This window comes from Hahella sp. CR1 (assembly GCF_029813005.1).
Taxonomy (GTDB): domain Bacteria; phylum Pseudomonadota; class Gammaproteobacteria; order Pseudomonadales; family Oleiphilaceae; genus Hahella.
Window position 1 is genome coordinate 342,043 of record NZ_JAPELK010000005.1, and the last position, 17,038, is coordinate 359,080.

At 55.6% G+C, this 17,038-nt stretch carries 13 protein-coding genes; 8 read left to right on the forward strand and 5 right to left on the reverse strand.

Features of this window, described 5'->3' with window-relative positions:
- Nucleotides 1-37: 37 nt before the first annotated feature.
- Nucleotides 38-1,045, reverse strand: coding sequence for a low-specificity L-threonine aldolase (ltaE, locus tag ONV78_RS14750; RefSeq protein ID WP_279504151.1), 1,008 nt, complete (start codon nucleotides 1,043-1,045; stop codon nucleotides 38-40).
- Between the two features lie 316 nt (nucleotides 1,046-1,361).
- Between ltaE and ONV78_RS14755 the strand changes: the two genes are divergently transcribed.
- The 4 genes from ONV78_RS14755 (at nucleotide 1,362) to ONV78_RS14770 (ending at nucleotide 7,878) form a co-directional block, all read left to right on the forward strand.
- Nucleotides 1,362-3,149, forward strand: a complete 1,788-nt coding sequence (locus tag ONV78_RS14755; protein ID WP_279504153.1) for a GAF domain-containing protein — start codon at nucleotides 1,362-1,364, stop codon at nucleotides 3,147-3,149.
- Nucleotides 3,150-3,354: 205 nt separating this feature from the next.
- Entirely contained in the window at nucleotides 3,355-3,963 is a 609-nt protein-coding gene (locus ONV78_RS14760; protein ID WP_279504155.1) for a hypothetical protein, read from the forward strand.
- On the forward strand, nucleotides 3,953-6,457 hold the full coding sequence (locus ONV78_RS14765; RefSeq protein WP_279504156.1) for an ATP-binding protein: 2,505 nt from the start codon (nucleotides 3,953-3,955) through the stop codon (nucleotides 6,455-6,457). Before ONV78_RS14760 ends, ONV78_RS14765 begins: the two co-directional genes overlap by 11 nt.
- Before the next feature lie 11 nt (nucleotides 6,458-6,468).
- Nucleotides 6,469-7,878 carry a PleD family two-component system response regulator gene (locus ONV78_RS14770; RefSeq protein ID WP_127968454.1) on the forward strand — a complete coding sequence of 470 codons (1,410 nt, stop codon included), beginning with the start codon at nucleotides 6,469-6,471 and terminating at the stop codon, nucleotides 7,876-7,878.
- Between the two features lie 53 nt (nucleotides 7,879-7,931).
- Here ONV78_RS14770 and ONV78_RS14775 read toward each other — a convergent pair whose 3' ends face one another.
- The gene (locus ONV78_RS14775; RefSeq protein ID WP_127968455.1) at nucleotides 7,932-8,279 is read right to left on the reverse strand and encodes a YceK/YidQ family lipoprotein; all 348 of its coding nucleotides are present in this window, start codon (nucleotides 8,277-8,279) and stop codon (nucleotides 7,932-7,934) included.
- Between the two features lie 219 nt (nucleotides 8,280-8,498).
- Here ONV78_RS14775 and ONV78_RS14780 point away from each other — a divergent pair, with 219 nt between their 5' ends.
- The 3 genes from ONV78_RS14780 to ONV78_RS14790 are packed head-to-tail and all read left to right on the forward strand — an operon-like array spanning nucleotide 8,499 to nucleotide 11,198.
- On the forward strand, nucleotides 8,499-9,584 hold the full coding sequence (locus ONV78_RS14780) for a DUF2157 domain-containing protein (protein ID WP_279504158.1): 1,086 nt from the start codon (nucleotides 8,499-8,501) through the stop codon (nucleotides 9,582-9,584).
- On the forward strand, nucleotides 9,577-10,674 hold the full coding sequence (locus ONV78_RS14785; RefSeq protein WP_279504159.1) for a DUF4401 domain-containing protein: 1,098 nt from the start codon (nucleotides 9,577-9,579) through the stop codon (nucleotides 10,672-10,674). The genes ONV78_RS14780 and ONV78_RS14785 overlap by 8 nt, the downstream gene beginning before the upstream one ends.
- A complete protein-coding gene (locus ONV78_RS14790) occupies nucleotides 10,671-11,198 on the forward strand; it encodes a GDYXXLXY domain-containing protein (RefSeq protein ID WP_279504160.1) in 528 nt (175 codons plus the stop codon). Before ONV78_RS14785 ends, ONV78_RS14790 begins: the two co-directional genes overlap by 4 nt.
- A gap of 1 nt (nucleotide 11,199) precedes the next feature.
- Here ONV78_RS14790 and ONV78_RS14795 read toward each other — a convergent pair whose 3' ends face one another.
- Nucleotides 11,200-12,489: an MFS transporter gene (locus ONV78_RS14795; RefSeq protein ID WP_279504162.1), complete on the reverse strand. Its 1,290-nt coding sequence runs from the start codon at nucleotides 12,487-12,489 to the stop codon at nucleotides 11,200-11,202.
- Between the two features lie 331 nt (nucleotides 12,490-12,820).
- Nucleotides 12,821-15,100 carry an Ig-like domain-containing protein gene (locus tag ONV78_RS14800; RefSeq protein ID WP_279504164.1) on the reverse strand — a complete coding sequence of 760 codons (2,280 nt, stop codon included), beginning with the start codon at nucleotides 15,098-15,100 and terminating at the stop codon, nucleotides 12,821-12,823.
- A gap of 618 nt (nucleotides 15,101-15,718) precedes the next feature.
- On the opposite strand from ONV78_RS14800, the gene ONV78_RS14805 reads away from it, so the two are divergent.
- Nucleotides 15,719-16,429: a DUF1223 domain-containing protein gene (locus ONV78_RS14805; protein WP_279504165.1), complete on the forward strand. Its 711-nt coding sequence runs from the start codon at nucleotides 15,719-15,721 to the stop codon at nucleotides 16,427-16,429.
- A gap of 17 nt (nucleotides 16,430-16,446) precedes the next feature.
- On the opposite strand, the gene ONV78_RS14810 is transcribed toward ONV78_RS14805, so the two are convergent.
- Complete coding sequence (locus ONV78_RS14810) at nucleotides 16,447-16,917, reverse strand: type III secretion system chaperone (protein ID WP_216736407.1); 471 nt, start codon at nucleotides 16,915-16,917, stop codon at nucleotides 16,447-16,449.
- Nucleotides 16,918-17,038 lie beyond the last annotated feature (121 nt).

Here is a 17,038-nt window from a genome sequence, read left to right on the forward strand (position 1 = left end):
ATTGGAGCCTTTATTCAGACTCCAATATACGTAGCGTTTATTTTTTAAACGCCAGCAGTGCTTGCGCCAAGTGCTCAATGTCATCCCGTGAGATATCGAGATGCGTAACGAACCGAATCGTAGGTGACGGAGAAATTAAGATATTTTGTGACTTCAGATACTGCGCCAGCGCGTTGAGGTCGTCCCCCCGGTAGGCGGCGAACACCATGTTGGTCTGCACCAGATTTATATCTATGTCGAACAGGTTGGTCTCCGCCAGACGTTGCGCCAGATAAGTGGCGTTGTCGTGATCCTCTTGTAGACGTTCAACCCCTGATTGCAACGCAATGATGCCTGCTGCGGCCAGGACGCCAGCTTGCCGCATGCCGCCGCCACAGACTTTTCGCCAGCGCCGGGCGGTGTCGATAAAGGCCTTGTCGCCGCACAAGAGCGAGCCAACCGGCGCGCCGAGGCCTTTTGACAGGCAAATGGAGACGGAGTCGAAGTATTGCGTGGCCTCTTTGGGTTCAATGCCTTGCTTGACGGTCGCATTGAACAGGCGGGCTCCGTCCAGGTGAGTGGCGAGACCCCGGTGGCGGGCAAGGTCCGTTGCGTTTCGGATGTAATCTTGCGGAATCACCTTGCCGCCTATCGTGTTTTCCAGGCTTAGCAGACGGGTGCGGGCGAAATGAAAGTCGTCAGGCTTGATGGCCGCCTCGATTTTCGCCAGAGGGATGGTTCCGTCCGCATCGTGCTCGATAGGTTGAGGTTGAATGCCTCCCAGCACCGCTGCGCCGCCGCCTTCATATTTATAGGTGTGCGCCTGTTGGCCTACCAGATACTCGTCGCCGCGCTGGCAGTGGGTGAGCAGCGCCAGCAGATTGGTCTGGGTGCCGCTGCAGGCGAACAAGGCGGCTTCATAGCCCAGCATCTCCGCCGCCATGTCCTGCAAGCGGTTAACCGTTGGGTCATCGCCGTAGACATCATCGCCGACTTCTGCGGCCGCCATGGCGGCTCTCATGGTCTGGCTGGGGCGGGTGACAGTGTCGCTGCGAAAATCAATCATAATTGGATCCCAATGCGATAGAATGTTCTGTTTTGACCGGGCTGCTCAAATCATTGACGCCGAATATCCTGTCCGTGAGGACAGGTACGAGTTGTCAAGCCAATACTAATTTGGTAATTCTGAGCGCCCCTGACTTTTTTAAAGGACTAGACCAGAGCGAATATTACGGATTAATCGCGAAATTGCGGAGCCTGGCCCTCCCAATTGTGTTAAAGTTACGTGTTACTACGTATGCCTCTGTAGTCGACGGTTTATGCGGCTAAATAAACCGTATTGAGGGTAGTAAGGATTAACACGCCCAGATTCGGACGACAATGTGTTTCGAACCAAAAGACGTAGAGCCAAGCACTCGATCCAGTTCCATTTGGCGATGGCCTTTATTGCGCTGTTACTGACCTTCGGCGCGGTATTGGGCTGGTTTCATCACCAGAAAATGTCGGACATATTCATAACGTCCACCCATCACTTGTTCGATAGAGTGGCCACGGACGTCAGCGGCGCGTTTTACGCAGGCTACTCTCCCGTTTCCGCCACCGTCAAACTACTCTCACTATCGCCGTTGATGCAGGAAAGCGACCTGGAAGGCCGCTTACAGCACTTACCCAGCCTGGTCGCCGTTTTACGGGCGCAGCCGCAAGTCGCCGCGTTATCCGTAGGGTATGCGGACTCAGAATACTTCATCATTCGCAACCTGAACTCGGAATATCTGCTGAAACGTTTTGACGCGCCATTGGGCGCCCATTATGTGGTGGACAACATCGAGCGCAGCGACGGCGCCAACGCTTTCATGCGCTTTTACTACGATGAAGCGCTGAATCGAATTGGCGAGAAAGACCTCGGCTACTCCAATTACGATCCCACCGTGCGCCCCTGGTATCGTCTGGCGGCCTATACTCGCGACGTCACCACCACGCAGCCTTATTTGTATTATTTTATCGGTAAGGTCGGAGTGACGGCGGTAAAGCAGGACCCCGCCAGCGGTGCGGTGTTCGCGGCGGACATCACCCTGGAGTCGCTGTCGCAGACCTTGCAGGAGAATCGGGTCAGTCCTTCGTCGCAAATGCTGATCTATACCCATGACGGTAGCGTGATCGGTAGTCTGGACCCCGCCACCATAGTCGTGGATAACGATCCTGAGAAATTGCGCATCCTGCAACTGGCGGATCTGAAAAGTCCTGAGATTCGCGACTTCATCGCGCGGCAGAAGGAATCCGCCGGCTCCGACTTCTTCTTTGACTCCCACGGCGAACGTTGGTTGGGAGTGACCCGTCCCGTTAACCTGGTGGGCTTCACCGCCAACCTGATGATACTGGCGCCGGAGTCCGAGTTGTTGGCGGAGGCGTACGAAATCACCAATCAGTCAGGCATTATCACACTGGTTATCGTGATACTGGCCTTGCCGTTCGCCCTGTTTTTCGCCAATCAGATTGCGCGCCCGCTCAGAAATCTGGCGGAGGAAACCCGCCGTATCCAGCGCCTGGATTTTGTGTCGCCATTAACCGTGAAGTCATCCATCAGCGACATCGACTCCCTGGCGTCCGCGATTGAACTGATGAAGAACACCATCAGCCGCTTCACTGGGCTGACTCGTACTCTGGCGGAAGAGCAGGATTTCGAGCGCCTGCTGCATGAGGTGTCCCTGAATGCGATGCATATGAGTCAGGCGGAAGGGTCACTGGTCTACCTGATCGACCCTGAAGAGGAGCATTTGTGGCCGGCGTGCTTCCAGACGCGTCATGGCGCTAAAACTCATCACGCAATGCCGTCGCTGCGTTTGTCTGATCAGAATATCGCCTTTGTGCAGGCGACCTACCAAGAGGACCTGAGCGTCATCGCCGTCACCTACGATTCCGCAGCCCGTTGCGGCACCCATGAGAGCCTGTTGAATCACGTCGGCAGCGAACGCCTCAGCGCTGTGGCGATGCCGCTCAAGAACCGCCAGGGGCGTCGCATTGGTCTGCTCTGTCTGCTGTTTCAGCCCGATGAAGAAAATGGCCTGTCCGCGCCGGAGGAGAGGCTGGCGTTCGTGCGGGCGCTGGCGGGCCTGTGCGCCCTTTCCATCGACAGCGGATATCGCGCCAGTCCCCGCAAGCAGGCGGTCTGAGGCTAAGCGGCCCGCATAGCGGGCTATGCCATCTCTCAACTTGATTTATAATTCGATTCGTGGAAAGGTTGTGCCCACTCATGCGGATCAAATTAGCGAACAAATAATGCCGAAACGTCAACAGCCTCTTGGCGTCCGAACAGGCGACGAATATGCAGCGCGAGCGCGTCGCCGCAAGTCATGCGGCAAGCTCCAATAAGCCTGTATGCCAATTCATTTTGTTACCGGCTCGCATAATTTCAGGCAGCTTCTATCCTTACTCCTGTTGCTTCTCAGTTGCGCCTGGGCGTTAACGGCGCATGCGGACACCATGGAGGAGCGCCGCATCCGCACCGGCTTGAAGTTATTCCGCTCCCTGCTGGCGGCGGATCAGGATATCGAGTCCAAGAAGACCCACGACGATTATTTAAAAATAGTGCTTATATACGCCAACAACAGCGCCAAAGCGGAGTTCTATGGCCGTGAGTTGTTGGAGCTGGGCGAGGGCGAGCTGCAGGCGCGGGTGCGAGGGCTGCCCATTCGGGTTGAGATCTCCAATGATTTCGCCTTGAGCAAATATCAGACAGCGCCACCCGCCGGTATTTTCATCATTGAAAAACTGTTTGACGACGAACTTAAGCAATTGATCGAGTTCGGCGTCGACAAACAGGTGGTGCTTTTCTCTCCGTTTGAAGGGGATGTGTCCAAAGGCGTTTTGGGCGGACTGGCGGTCGAGGCGCATATAAAGCCTTACATCAATTTGCAGACGTTGGCGGAATCGCAGATTCGTATCAAAGCGTTTTTTCTGAAGGTGGCGAAAACATATGGCCCGTGACATCCGTGCAGAGCGATCCCGCGTGCCTATCGCCGCCACGCTTGCGTTTTCATTGCTGGCGCTGGCGTTGGAAGGCGTATTGGCGGTTTATTGGTTTCTCGGCCTGGAGCCCCGTTTAAGCGAAGAAGCGCAGGCGAACGCCCAGATACTGGCCTACTCCCAGGGAGTGGCGTTGGCGGATGTGCTGACGGAGCATCCTGGTCAGCCGGTGGACCGGGAGCGGGTGGAGCGGGTGATTGATCAGATTCTGCTGTTGACCGATCCTGTATCGGAGACGCCTTTTTTCCAAAGCGTGACGCTGGAACTGGACTACACCACGTTGAATGCGCCATCAGGGATTCTCAATCGCACCTGGGGCGTGCGCAAATGCGCAGGTTGCTACGCCGCTCAAATTGAGCTGTATTCCAGGGTGACGGACGAACTTCTGGGCGTCGCGCGTTTTGAAGTCAGCCATCTCTTCTTCAGCAAGCTCAAGCGCAACATGCAGCATGCGTTTTTAATGGACGCTTTATTGACGCTATGTCTGTTGCTCATCGCTTGGGTGGCGATCAACATCCTGATACGGAAACTGCGTGGTGAGATCGATGCGCGCAAGCAGACGGAAAAAGAACTCATTCTGGCTAAAGAACAGGCTGAAACCGCCAGTGAAGCCAAGAGTTTCTTCGTCGCCAACGTCAGCCATGAGATTCGCACCCCCATGAATGCGATATTGGGAATGTGCTATCTGATGCAGCGCACGGACCTGGACGCAAGGCAGACAGATTTCCTCACCCGCATTAACGTCGCCGCCAAGTCGCTGCTGGCGCTGATCAATGACATTCTCGATTTCTCCAAGATCGAAGCGGGCAAACTCAAGATTGAAAACAGGCCCTTTACGCTCGACGGCGTTCTACAGCAGTTGGCGCAAATGGAAGCGGCGAAGGCGGCGGAGAAGCAACTGGAGCTGATCTTTTCCGTCTCCCAGGACGTGCCGCAGCGTCTGAAAGGCGACCCGGACCGTCTGGGACAGATCCTGCTCAATCTGGTGAACAACGCGATTAAGTTCACGGAGCGAGGCAAAATTGTAGTGACGGTGCGTCTGTACAAGAAAGAAGCCGGCGACGAAGGACCGGTGATGCTGCGCTTTTCCATTCGTGACACCGGCGTGGGCATTGCGCCGAAAAATCTGTCGCGCCTGTTCGCAGCATTCAGTCAGGTGGATAGCCGTTTAAGTCGACGTTATGAAGGCACCGGCCTGGGGCTCGCCATCTGTAAGCAACTGGTGCAGTTGATGGGGGGCAAGATCTGGGCGAAGAGCACGCCAGGCAAAGGCAGCACATTTGTATTCACGGCTGGTTTCCAGGTGGATACGGACGAGGCTCCGCCGCCACAGGAAGTGAAAGAAGTCGGTCCTGTGGCCCGTCCAAGGGTATCTGGCAAAGTGCTGGTGGTGGAGGATAATCCGGGTAACCAGGAAGTGGCCCGTCATCTGCTGGGTGACCTGGGGTTACATGTAGACATCTGCAACAACGGCTTGCAGGCCATTAACCGTATCAAAGACGCCTTGTATCGCAAAGAAGGACTCTGGGATCTGATATTCATGGATATTCAGATGCCCGAGATGGATGGCTTGCAGGCGACGCAATTGTTGCGCAAACTGCCGGGTCTGGATAAAACGCCGGTTGTCGCTATGACGGCGATGGCGATCGCCGGTGATAAAGAACGTTGCCTTAAGGCGGGTATGAATGATTATATTACCAAGCCTATCGACGTTAACCAGTTGTACCGGACGTTAAAAGCCTGGATGCGGGAAGCGCCTCCAAGCAAGCGGACAGAGGCTGCCGAGTCTACTGTGGACAAGCCCGCCCGTAAGATCACGGAGAACTCCATTGAACTGGATCTGCCGGGGATCGACTGGCAGCAAGCGCAAGCGCGCTTCCTGGGCAATATATCGCTGCTGCTGCATCTGGTCGTGGATTTTATTGAAAACAATTCTCACGCCTGCGCCCGTTTGCAGGACATGCTGGACCAAGGCGATGAGCAGGGGGCTGAACATTTGGCCCATAGCCTGAAAGGCGAAGCCGGTAATCTCGGCGCCGAGGGTGTGTATCAAGCCGCCATGACTCTGGAAAAGGAGATACGCCTGGGGCAGGTGAGAAACGAGTCCCTGGTGGTGCTGGCGGACGCACTGGACGAAATGTCCGGCTCTGCGCGTCAGGCGGAGCTGCTGTTGCTGGAACTGGAAAGCAACGGCGAACCCGAGCCGCAGCCTCAAAACGAGGATGGGCCGTTAGCTCGGGGTGCATTGCTTGAAATACTGGATGAGCTGGAAAAACTTATTTCCAGCAATAACTTACGCGCCAGGGACGTCGCTAAAGAAGTCAATGCGTACGTATTAAGTGACGCCGCAAAGAGAGAAAATCAGGATTTGCTATTAAACTTACAGAAGTTGAACTTTAAAGAGGCGCTGGAAGCGTTGAGACGTTTGCGAAACCTGATACGAACAGACGATTAGAGCGACGACCTATGGCTAAGCAACAACCGGCCGGGCGTATTTTGGTGGTGGATGATCAGGCCACCAATATTGAGCTTCTGCATAACATCTTCAAAGAAGTGCACGAAGTGGAGTTCGCCATGACTGGCGAAGAGGCGCTGGAAATGGCGATCCGGGACTTACCGGACATTATCTTGCTAGATATCCAGTTGCCCGGCATGGATGGCTTTGAAGTATGCCGCAGGCTTAAAAGCAACGCGAATACCCGGCATATTCCCGTCATTTTTCTGACTGCGAAAAATGACGTGGACGACATGGTCAACGGCTACAAACAAGGCGCCGTGGACTATGTCATCAAACCGTTTAATTGGTTCGAACTCATCGCCAAGGTCAACACGCAGTTGGTGTTGCGGGAAATGAAGTCGGAACTGCGCAACGCCCAGGAGCGGGAAGAGTTATTCCTGCGCCAGATTCAGTTGTCGCTGGAAGAAACTGAGCTGACTCTGGGAGGCGGCAGACCGCAGACCAAGCAGCGTGTCCTTATCGTGGACGACTCCGTCAGCAATATTGAGACTCTGGCGAGCATGCTGGGGGATGAGTATGAGCTGTTCTTTGCGGTCAATGGCGAACAGGCCAAGCAGATCGCCCGTGAGGCGCATCCGCATCTGATCATGCTGGATGTGGTGCTGCCGGACACGGACGGCTATCAGGTCTGCAAACAGCTAAAGCGTGAACCGGAAACCCGCGATATTCCCATTGTGTTCGTCACCTCGCGGGACTCTGCGGAAGACGAGACGCGCGGCCTTGAAGCTGGCGCCATCGATTACATTATCAAACCTTACAGCCACTCTATCGTCAAAGCGCGAACGCGTAACTTGCTGGAACTGGTGCGCAATCGGGATTTGTTAAAAAAGCTGACCTTGACCGATGCGCTCACTGGCGTGCCGAACCGGCGCAATTTCCAGGAAGTCTATCGTCGTGAATGGTTCCGCGCCTGCCGGGCGCGAGAGCCGTTATCGTTGATCATGATCGATATTGATAACTTCAAGCGATTCAATGACTTCTATGGTCACCCCGCTGGTGACGCCTGCCTGCAGAAAGTGGCGAAGATGATTTACCAGGTGCGCAAGCGCAACACGGACTTTGTCGCCCGCCTGGGTGGGGAAGAGTTCGTGGTCATTCTGCCAGACACGGATGCGGAAGGCGGTCAGCGTTTCGCTGACGCCATGTTGAACGCCGTACACAAACTGGCGATCGCCCATGAACATAACGACGGTAAGAAGATCGTCACCATCAGCGCCGGGCTGGTGACATGCTATCCGGGCCCACACATCAGTCGCGAAAACCTGCTGTCCACCGCCGACGAATGTCTGTATCAGGCCAAGAAGGAAGGACGTAACCGGGTATGCAGTCGCATGGAGCCGCCGGACGACCCGGCGTAAACTCCACGTCTTAGATTACTTTCAGGCGCATTTTCTAACGAGAGGCCCCGCGATCATTTGATGCGGATATTGCCTTGCTCTGACTGCTTGAAAATGGTGTAGGGCAGGGACAACGTATCGAGCACGCCTGATACGACCAAATCCACTACTAACATGTGCGCTTCTCCATCCGTCGCCTGCCAGGTGTGAATGGGGGCGGGTGCGCCATGCAGGCGGCACAGGTCATAGGCGACGCCGCTGTAGACCCGGGGAATGGACTCACAATGAGTGCCGATTTCGTTGAGGTTGCGCGCGGCGACGTCATCGCCGCGCATGACGGTGTTTACTGTGCCACAGCCGGTAAAAGCCGTGACGGAGACAGCCGCAAGACTGCCCAGAATGGCGGTTTTTAATATATTCATTGTTGGCGGATTAACTGCTGTATTTGTTGTTTAGTTATTGTTTTTCTTTATCTGTTTTTATGAGTCGGCGCGATGTCGACGAAGAAAAATTCTAGCCAAAATATCAGCCTTTTGGCGTGAACTTCATCAACATTGTCAACCGGACTTGGTTATAGAAAAGTATTCTAATAAGCGAGTCTGGGATAGACTACCGTCTAATGACCCTATGAAAATCCGCCTATGCAGACGAACCAGAATTTACCTCCTTCCACCGCAAAAGAAGCCGCCGAGCTGCCTCTCTCCCGCGCCTTGATATTTTGTCTCGCCAATGAGTTGCAATGGGATCAGACGACTCTGGATCGCGCGTTGGACCATGCCGGTTATCAGACCTCTCGTCCGGATTGGCTCGCCAGATGCCGCCTGTTTTTTATGTTGTGCGGCGCGGCGTTGATATTGGCTGGCGTCGCCGCATTCTTTGCCTTCAACTGGCAGGATCTGCACAAATTCGCCAAATTCGCTTTGATCCAGGCGGGTGTCGTAGCAGGAGCCTGGGGCGCCTGGCGTAAAGGGCTGGATAGCATCGTCGGGCGTTGCTGCCTGTTCGCCGCCGCGTTTTTGACGGGCGTTCATTTGGCGGTGTATGGACAGATCTATCAGACTGGCGCAGATCCATACGGACTCTTTGTCGCCTGGGGCGTTCTCGTGGCGGCCTGGGTGGCGATTGGACGGCAGCCAGGTTTATGGATGCTGGCGGCGGTGCTGGCCAATCTGGCCCTGATTCTCTATTGGACGCAGATGCTTTATCCCCACTCAAGCTGGAGCGAAGACTTTGGCGGGCCATTGCTGATGCTTGGGCAAATGGTGTGGGACCAAGGGCTGGCGCTGTCGCTCTTGTTGCTGAATGGCCTGGTGCTGGTCGCATGGGAATATAGCGCCGAACGCGGCGTGTCCTGGATGCGAGGACGCTGGTTTCCCAGGGTTATTGGTACGGGCGTATTGGCGTTAATGGTCTGCGCCAGCTTGTCCGTCATTTTTGATGGGTGGGAGCATGGCGGACGCCTCGCTCCATTAACGCCTCTAGGTTTCATTATGGTAGTGGGCGGTTGCCTTTGGTTTTATCAGCGTCGCAAGCCTGATTTGCTGATTCTGGCGGAATGCGCCTTAGCCATCATTTTGGTGTTGAACTCCCTGATAGCAAGACTATGGGCGGATTCATTCGAGTTCGCGTTGTTCATGGCGTTGCTGGTGATCGGGCAAACCGCCTTCGCCGCACTCTGGTTGCGTGAGCTGGCGCGTAAGATTCGGAAGGGAGCTTCCCATGCGTAACGATAAATTAACCCTGGCGCAGCTCCTGGAGCGCATGGGGACGGAGAATTCCGCGATTACCACAGCATCGGAATTACCCGCGCCGTTACAGCAACGGCTGTTGCAGTTTGAGGAGCAGCCCTGGTTCATCAAGGCGCTGGTGGGCTTCGGCGCCTGGTTGGGCAGTTGGCTGTTTATCGCCTTTGCATTAGGCGTTAGCTTGATGGCTTCTGATGGGGGCTATGTCGCCCTGGGGCTAATACTCATCGTTGGCGCGACTGTTCTGAGTCGTTTAGTGGATCACCTGTTCATTAACCAAGTGGCGTTGGCGACCAGCATGGCTGGCCAGTTGATGCTGGGCTTTGGTCTGGAAGAGATGGATCTGGTTGACGATGTGGAAGGCATACTGGCGACGCTGATCATGCTTAATCTGGCGTTGATTCCGCTGTTCGCAGACCGTGCGCATCGCTTTTTGTCCGTACTCTTTATCTGCATCGCGACAGCCATACTGCTGTATATCCACAAGCAACAGGCGCTGATACCTGTAGCGCCGCCTCTGTTGGTGGCGGGATTCGCCTGGCTGGCCCTGAATGACTCGCAGAGTGGGTTACGCCGATACGAAGCTCTGACGTCCCCTCTCGCGGCGGGCATGATCGTCGCTGCGTTAGGATGGTCATTATTGTCGACTGTTTATGTGCTGCCGGATCTGCTGGATGATTTTGTGTTTTACCCCAACCCCTGGATTTCCACTTTGGGAATAGCGGCGGTTTTAATCTGGTCGATATGGCGAGTGTTGTTTCCTGTCTTTGGCGAAGACAAGCGTGCGCCAGCCATCCTGATCGCGACGGTGCTTATTACTGCGGTAACCGCGCATAACGCCCCGGGGTTGATGGTCGCGTCTCTGGCTCTGGTGGTGGGCGTCGCGCAATGTCGCACGTTTTATATCGGGTTGGGCGTGGTGTTTTTGTCCGTGTTTCTGACGGCCTACTTCTACGGAATCGAAATCAGCCTGTTGGCGAAGTCAATTAGTCTGGTTGCGACAGGCGGGGTTCTGATTGGCGTGCGCAAATTGCTGGATCGCATTGGCGTTGAAGAGGGGGCCAGATCATGACTGAGATGATGCGCAGACGAATCCTCTGGGGCGGCCTGACGCTGGTTTTACTGGTATGCAACGGGCTGATCATCGCCAAAGAAAGACTGCTCGCAAGCGGTGAAACCGTGCTGCTCGAACTTGCTCCTCGCGATCCCCGCTCGATTATGCAGGGAGACTATATGCGCCTGCGTTATTCGCTGATCCGGCAAATCGACAATGCGCTGGGCGATCAGGAAGACGTTGTGACGGCGGACGGCTATGTGATTGCGACGCTGGATGAGGATAACGTCGCCCGCTTTCAACGCCTGGCGCAATCGGCGGATGAGGCGGGCTCATCCGAGGTGGCGCTGCTGTATCGGATCAGAGGCGGACGGATCAATATTGCTTCGGACGCGTTTTTCTTCCAGGAAGGGTTTGGCGAGTTTTATGAAGCCGCCCGCTATGGAGAAGTGAGAGTGAGCGCAGGCGGCGACGTATTGCTGGTTGGGCTGCGGGACCGCGACAAGCGCCCCATGCAGCCCGCTATGCTGAAAGCGGAGTAAGTTACGCCGCTTGTTCTTCTTCGCTGGTTTCCTCGTCCGTGACCTCTTCATGATCCGAGCGCGGGTCGAATTCCGCCATCACCGGCGTATTCGGCGTGGTTAGCGTGTAAGCCTGGTGTTCTTCCAGCGGCACAGGCGTTCTGACTCTCCGGCGCCATAACAGGAACCCAACCAGGGCGAGAGAAACGGCGGCGAAGTAAGTGAAGATGCCCTTTGGTCCCATCATAGAAACAAAGGCCGGCTCCACCAGTGGCCCGGTCATGGCGCCGACGCTGTAAGCAATCAGCAGCCCCTGGTTGGCGCTGATCACCTGCTCAGGCTTCAATTCGTCGCAGGCGTGGCTGAGACTGATGGGATAAATAGAGAACGCGACGCCCCCCAACAGGAAGATCATCAGCGCCATCGTGGCGTTGCTGCCGCCGGCGCCATAGCTCATCAGGCTCATGATGCTGCTGAGAATAGCCAGCGCCGCCGCCAGCGCTGTCAGCGTCAGACGACGGTCATAGCGGTCTGACGCGCGGCCGACCGGATATTGCAGCGCCATGCCGCCGACGATCACCACCGCCATCAGGTTAGCGACCCAATCCAAGTCATAACCGGACTGGGTGAAGAATAACGGCAACAGCCCGTACACCACACCCAACACCATTCCTGACATGAAGCTGCTCAATACGCCGGCTGGCGTAAGGCGAATCAGCTCCACCATGCTCAACGGATGCGGCTCGCCCATTTCCGGCATAGGCACGCGAGTAAGAGAAAGCGGCACTACGGACAGTGAGGCGGCGATAGCGGCTAACGCGAAAGGAATCAACGTTAAAGGATCGATGTACTTAAGCAACAGCTGTCCGCTCGCCAGCGAGGCGTAGAAGAGAATCATGTAGACCGCCATCACCTTGCCGCGGTTTTCGGAAGAGCTGGACACCAGCATCCATGATTCAATGACCACTAACAGGCCGCCAGTGGCGAAACCGCCCAGCAGACGCAGAAAGGCCCAGGTGTAAGGCTCCACCACCAGTCCATACATGATGGCGACGCTGGCCAGCATAGATGCGTACGCCGCGTAGGCGCGGATATGGCCGACCCGGATAATGAGTTTGGCGTTGACGAATGAACCGATCACCAGACCCGCGAAATACGCGGTGGAAATCATACCGATGGCGAAGGTGGAAACATTCTCCGCGGACATGCGCAGGGTCAGTAACGTGGTTAACAGGCCATGGCCGACAACAAAGATCAGCATGCTGAAGAGAGGAGGTATGACGCCAAGGGCGCCTGAACGGGGGGCTGACATGGTCAGACTCATAGTGGAAACGAACTCACTTTGGTAAAACAAGAGACATGCGCATTTTTCTGGGGACTATAGTGTATGCAGTTATTTATTCAAGTGAGTGAGGGTACGTGAAGATACCTGTAACGGCGGTCTTCTTCGGCGAAGAGGTGTGGCAGGTTTGGTATATCCTATTGTTTTATATGTAAATATCTATTTGATTACTTTTGTGTAGAAATTGTAATTGGCGAATTGTTGGCCGATTAGGTTAATCGATATGCGCAGTGGCGCGAGGGATTGGAGAAGGGATAGCAGTGGTTGAAAAAAGGGCGCCTAAAGGCGCCCAAGGCAGGGACTATAAACCGTTGAGGAACGGCTTATGGTTCTTCAGATATTCGTTATTGTTGACGCGATCCCAGTTGATGGACCAGGTCATCAGACCTTTGAAGCCCGGATAACCATCAGGATTCTGTAACTGGTAAGATCCGCCGAAAGATTGCCCTTTCACCAGATAATTCACCGCTTGATGCACGACCGAGGGCGAGGTGTAGCCGCTGCCTGCGGCTGAAGCTGAGGCGGGTAGGCCAATCGCCACTTTTTCCGCTGGCAGGGGCGGGAAGCGGTTGTTGGCATTGCCGCCTACAGGGAAACCAGCCAACAGCATTTCCGCCATGGCGACGTGGAAGTCAGCGGTGCTGACGCTGTAGCACTTGCCGTCCAGCCCCAGCATGCAGCCGGAGTTATAGTGCTGCACATGAATGAAGCTGAGTTCATTGCGCAAGGCGTGAATGACCGGCAAGTAAGCGCCTGAGCCGCCGCCATAAGCGCTGAAGCCGCCCTGAACATAGTAGGTTTCCGGCGCCATGGTCAGCATCAGGTTGCCGCCGAAATTGCCGATGATGCGCTTGCTGGCGGAGATCAGATGCGTCAGTACCGGAGATTTCGGGTTTTTGAAGTCGGTGTCGCCAGCGTCCAGAGACAAAGAACTGCCCTCCAGATCGATATCGAATCCGTCGAAGCCGTATTCACGAATCAGCGCCGTCATACTGTCGACGAATTCCTGCTCTGCGTTGGCGTCCGTCAGCTTCACCACGGCTTCCGCGCCGCCGATGGAGATAATGACTTTCTGACCGCGGGCCTGTACGGCGGCGATATCCGCTTTCATCTGCGCCGGTGAAATCTGGAACGGAGAGAATTCCATGTCGGAATGGCTGCCCAGTTTGGGCGTGGCGAAGGCGACATCAATCACATCCCAGTCCGCTGAGACATCCGGCAGTCTGACGAAGCCGGAGCCATTGTCGAAGTTGTGCCAGTAACCGACGATAACGCGATCAGACGTCTTGCCGCCGAGCACAGTCACCAGGATGGGCGTGGACATGGCCTCGTATCCGTCTTTGTCCGTCGCAGTGACGGTAAGCTGGTATTGGCCTTCCGCAGCAGGCGTCCAGTTACTTTGATAGGGGGCGCTGGCGTCTGAGGAAATAGAGGTTCCGTTAACAAAGAACTCCACCTTGGCGATATCTCCGTTGATGGAGCTGGCGTTGGCGTTAATGTTGACGCTGGCGCCAAGCGTGACTCGCGCATTGTTTTGCGGTGAAGTGATGGCGGTGGCGACGGCTTCGTCGCTGACAGTGATGGTGACGCTGTCGGAGGTAGTGGATTTGCCCCCATCGTCTTTAGCCACGGCGGTCAACGTATGTTGTCCGACAGGCGCGTTCAGCCACTCATAGGCGTAAGGCGTGTTTACCGTGCTGCCCAGCAGGTTTGAACCGTCGTAGAAAGAGACTTCCGTGACCACGCCGTCGCTATCGGAGGCGCTCGCCTGCAGATTGATGGCCGTTCCGGAGAGGATAATTGCGCCGTCTGCAGGATTGCTCAGGGAAACCGTCGGAGCGGCGTTGCCGTCGCTGCATACGCCAAGATCGCCCCAGGCTTGTTCCCAGTAAAGCCCTTTACCTGGTTCGTACGCCCAGGCGGCGCTGGAGGAGCACCATCCGCCGACCTTGCACTCGTAAACCCGACCCAGATTTTGCACCTGGTCGCCATTGGCGTATGCGGCTCCCGCGGCGTATTGCGGGGCGTCACAGTCCGATGAGGGCGGTTGTGTGTCGTCATCAGAGACATTAATGGAAACGGTTGCGGATTCGCCCTGTGCGGAACGGTCATCGGTAGCGACGACTTTCAGGGTATGTGCGCCAGCGGTGGCGGTCCAGGTGGCCGCATATGGCGCGGTAGCGTCCTGGGATATTTGTGCGCCGTCTACGAAGAAGGCGACGTTGGATACTGAGCCGTCTGCATCGGCGGCTTCTGCGTTAATCGCCACCGTTGCTCCAACTTTAAATGTTTGCCCTGCGCCGGGTGAAGTCAGTTTGGCGGTGGGGCGTTGATTGCCGCCGGCGCCATCACAGGCGCCTTCCGCTTTCCATTCCTGCCATTGTCCGGAATGGGCTTCCGGGTCTGCGCCTTTGTTCCACCAGTTAGCGGTGTAGGCGTTTTGCTTGTGTTGGATTGTTTTGCCGCCGACATAGACGGCGGCGGCGTCCCAGCTGCTCAGTCCTGCGCAGTCATAGGCCATTGCCGGCCCGGCTGCGATAAGCGCGGCGATAGCCGTCGCTTTAAGTCCCTGCTTAATCATTGGCGATACCTTATGTAATTGTCAGGTTTAAAAGGCCGACGCGCTCACTGCGCGCGTCGGAATCTCCCGAGGAAGCTTTACGCCGGAGGGGCTGGAGCCGAGTTCACAACTTCGACATAGCCAATGCGGTATTAGCGCGCCAGCAGCCATGACGGACGGAAGACGGCGCCCGTCATGTCGCCCCCGGTAATTCGTCGCGACGAGAGTGTTTGCTGGTGCTTAATTAAGTAACGCCTTTGTCCGTGCTCATTCAGACGGGACAAGACGTTGAAGTGGAATCGTTTTCATTATGTGTGCGAAATACTCTAGCTTTCCTTCGAAATATTGCAAACCCCCATTTGGACTACATCCGGTGATTTGGGAGATAACTGAAACGCCTGATAACGATGCTTTGGCGGGGCTTATTCTCAAGAGGCCATTGCTTTCTCTGGAAAGCGTTTTCAACGTTAACCGTCGGGTCTGAGTGTCGAGAAGAGACTTAAAATGGAGTTAGCGCATTGGGGCGTCCAGGGAACTGATTATCTTAAGCGGACTCTAAAACGTCAGACTTTGGTTTTATTCAATGACCAGAGGCTGTCGTCTTGATGTCTACAGCCCCTGAAGCGCGAGGAGTGAAAAGTGAAAGCTAACCTGTTTGCATGCATATTATTGGCGTGGCCATTACTGGCTCCTGCGCAGGAGTTTGTCAGCGCGAAACACACCACGGATGTGGTTGAACTCTTTACTTCCGAAGGCTGCAGCAGTTGTCCTCGTGCGGATGAGTGGTTGTCGGAAATGAAAGGGGACAAGGGGCTGTTTAAAGATTTCATCCCTATGGCGTTTCATGTGGATTATTGGAATCAGCTGGGCTGGACCGACCGCTTTTCGCGGGAGGAATACAGTGAAAGACAGCGGGATTACGTACGCTCAGGTTTGGTCGCCCATGTTTACACGCCGGGCATTGTGGTGAACAGCAAGGAGTGGCGTCGCTGGTTTTCCGGGGCGAGACGGTGGCATGGCGGCGACGCCGAGCCTGGCGTACTGTCAGCGCAGTTGCAGGACGGCCGTTTACATGCTTCATTTGCGGTTTCCAGCAAAGCCGTTTTGAACGTCGCATACCTGGGCGTGGGATTGACGTCAGAAATCAAGGCGGGGGAAAACCGCGGACGTATGCTGATGCATGACTTTGTGGTGCTGGACAGGGTGGAGGCGGCGGGCGCAGGGGAGTGGAACATCGAACTTCCCCCGCCGCCGCAGATAGGTCAGGAGAAAACGGCCTTGGCGATATGGGTGTCGCCGCCGGATTCTCCCCGTATTATCCAGGCTGTTGGCGGATACCTTCAGCCCTAGTGCGCTGTGTATTGGCCTCAGAGCGCTTGATGACGAGCGTGCAGGACGCTTGCGCCTAAGTGCGGACTGCACGGCTTGGGCGTGCTCTGAGGCGTCTCCAGCTCCTGCCTGAGCGATTGCCGCATGTCCATCATGTTCAGCAGGATGGCGGCCATTTCGCTGTCGTCCAGGCTGAGCGCCTCGCGACTCATGCATAGCTCCACCGCACCCGAGTGTTCCGATAGCGCAAGCCATGCCCCCAGCATGGTTTCCGGTTGTGAGTTGATGTGCAGTAGTTTGGCGTAAAACGTCTCCCTGTTGGCGTTGGGGGGCTGCGTCAGAGGCATTCTGAATACCACCGTTTCTGAATCCCGGCCGACCTGCACGTGCAAACGGGACTCCTGATCAAAGGAGAGCGTGCAGTAGCCGTTCTTCAGCGTCAGATCAACGCCGCAACGGTTTCCTATCACCTGCAGCAATTGATGAATATGCGTTTGATATAGAGTCATATTGGAACTCGCTATACTCCTGTGGTTGATACTACCCGGTATAAATGCAGCGCCGACTCGTCCTGCTGGTCATAGCGCCTCAACTTGTAAGTAACAGGGAAAGTGAAAAAGTTCCTAGTCC

Bases quoted from the DNA above. Each gene is read 5' to 3' on its own strand.
- ONV78_RS14775 (WP_127968455.1), bottom strand. From the start codon at position 8,279: ATGAATATATTAAAAACCGCCATTCTGGGCAGTCTTGCGGCTGTCTCC.
- ONV78_RS14795 (WP_279504162.1), bottom strand. From the start codon at position 12,489: ATGTCAGCCCCCCGTTCAGGCGCCCTTGGCGTCATACCTCCTCTCTTC.
- ltaE (WP_279504151.1), bottom strand. From the start codon at position 1,045: ATGATTGATTTTCGCAGCGACACTGTCACCCGCCCCAGCCAGACCATG.
- ONV78_RS14765 (WP_279504156.1), top strand. From the start codon at position 3,953: ATGGCCCGTGACATCCGTGCAGAGCGATCCCGCGTGCCTATCGCCGCC.
- ONV78_RS14800 (WP_279504164.1), bottom strand. From the start codon at position 15,100: ATGATTAAGCAGGGACTTAAAGCGACGGCTATCGCCGCGCTTATCGCA.
- ONV78_RS14760 (WP_279504155.1), top strand. From the start codon at position 3,355: ATGCCAATTCATTTTGTTACCGGCTCGCATAATTTCAGGCAGCTTCTA.
- ONV78_RS14770 (WP_127968454.1), top strand. From the start codon at position 6,469: ATGGCTAAGCAACAACCGGCCGGGCGTATTTTGGTGGTGGATGATCAG.
- ONV78_RS14785 (WP_279504159.1), top strand. From the start codon at position 9,577: ATGCGTAACGATAAATTAACCCTGGCGCAGCTCCTGGAGCGCATGGGG.
- ONV78_RS14780 (WP_279504158.1), top strand. From the start codon at position 8,499: ATGCAGACGAACCAGAATTTACCTCCTTCCACCGCAAAAGAAGCCGCC.
- ONV78_RS14810 (WP_216736407.1), bottom strand. From the start codon at position 16,917: ATGACTCTATATCAAACGCATATTCATCAATTGCTGCAGGTGATAGGA.
- ONV78_RS14790 (WP_279504160.1), top strand. From the start codon at position 10,671: ATGACTGAGATGATGCGCAGACGAATCCTCTGGGGCGGCCTGACGCTG.